Source organism: Falsiroseomonas oryziterrae (assembly GCF_021864505.1).
GTDB classification, from domain to species: domain Bacteria; phylum Pseudomonadota; class Alphaproteobacteria; order Acetobacterales; family Acetobacteraceae; genus Falsiroseomonas; species Falsiroseomonas oryziterrae.
In genome coordinates this window covers 1-1443 of sequence record NZ_JAKJIB010000562.1, presented here as the reverse complement: position 1 = coordinate 1443, position 1443 = coordinate 1, and the positions used below count along the sequence as shown (strand labels likewise).

The following is a 1443-nucleotide window of genomic DNA, read 5'->3' as shown; positions in this document are numbered from 1 at the left end:
CGAAGAGGCGGCGCAGCAGCTCGGCGGCGGCCTCGGGCAGGGCGGGGGCGGCGCGCCGCAGCGCGGCTTCGGCCGCGGCCAGCACGCCCGGCCGCACGCCATCCCCAACCGGCGGAGCATCGTTCATCGGCGTCTCCTCCGCCCCAGCCTGGGATGATTTCGGCTCCGCCGTCCAGCGCCGCGGCGTGTCACGCCCACGCGGGCGGTGATATGTTGCGGCGCATGATCCAGGACCTTGCCGCCCTGCTCGCCCCGGTCACGCCGGAGCAGTTCTTCTCGGACTACTACGACCGGAAGCCGCTGCATGTGCGCGGCACGCCGGGAAAGTTCGCCCAGGTGCTGTCCTGGCGCGGCATTAACCGGCTGCTCGACATGACGCATATCTGGTCGGGCACCTCGCTCAAGCTCGTGATGGACAGCCAGACCATCCCGCCCGAGCAGTTCTGCACCCGCGCGCTCGGCCGCGACGGGGCGCAGCTGCTGCAGCCCGATGCGAAGCTGGTGCAGCAATGGATCGCCAAGGGCGCGTCGGTGGTGATGAACGACGTAGACAGCCTGACGCCGGGCCTCGCCAGCGTGTCGAACGCGCTGGAGGCGGCGGGCCTCGGGAAGGCGCAGGCCAACGTCTACATCTCCTGGCAGAGCCACAAGGCGTTCCGCACCCATTACGACACGCATGACGTCTGGGCCGTGCAGGTGGAGGGCGAGAAGGACTGGAACATCTGGGAGGGCCGCGCCGAGTGGCCGATCCCGCACCCCGCCTTCAAGGGCCTGCCGCAGGCGCATCATGACCAGGCGCGCGGCGCGCTGCGCGAGGTCGTGAAGATGCGGCCCGGCGACCTGCTCTACCTCCCGCGCGGCTGGTACCACGACGCGCTGGCGGAGGCGCCGGCGAGCGTGCACATCGCCTATGGCGTGCACGCGCCGCTGGGCATGGACCTTGTCAACATCCTGCTGGAACGCGCGCTGCACGACGCGGAGTTCCGCAAGCCGCTGCCGCGCCAGGACGGATCGGCGCCGGCGCGCTTCGCGCTCACCCAGCGCGCGGCGCTGCTCGGCCAGAAGCTCGCGGAGTTCACGAAGGACCCCAAGGTGCTCGAGGTGCTGGCGGGCTTCGTCGCCGGCTACCGCTACAGCCGCGGCGGCTACGACATCCTGGCCTCCCGCGGGATCGGCAGCTCCGCTTCGGAGCCGGCGGCCGACGGTGCGGCCGCCTTCCGCGTGGTCGCGAACGGCGCGAAGCCGGTGCGGCGCGGCGCGGAATGGGTCGTGAAGACTGCCGCCGGCACGCTTGCGCTGACCCCGATGGAGGCGGAGGCCGCGGCGTGGCTGCTGGCGCGCCCCGACGTCACCGCGCCGGAGCTCGCGCGCGCCCATCCGGCGGTGGAGGCCGAGGCGCTGCTCGGCAAGCCGGCGAGATCGGGAGGACAGTGGTCTGAACTC

The 1443-nt window shown here is 72.3% G+C and carries 1 protein-coding gene; it reads left to right on the top strand.

The window, feature by feature from the left end:
- Positions 1-222: 222 nt before the first annotated feature.
- Positions 223-1443 (top strand): cupin domain-containing protein (locus L2I40_RS23155; RefSeq protein ID WP_237217712.1); only part of this gene is annotated, 1221 nt, incomplete at its 3' end.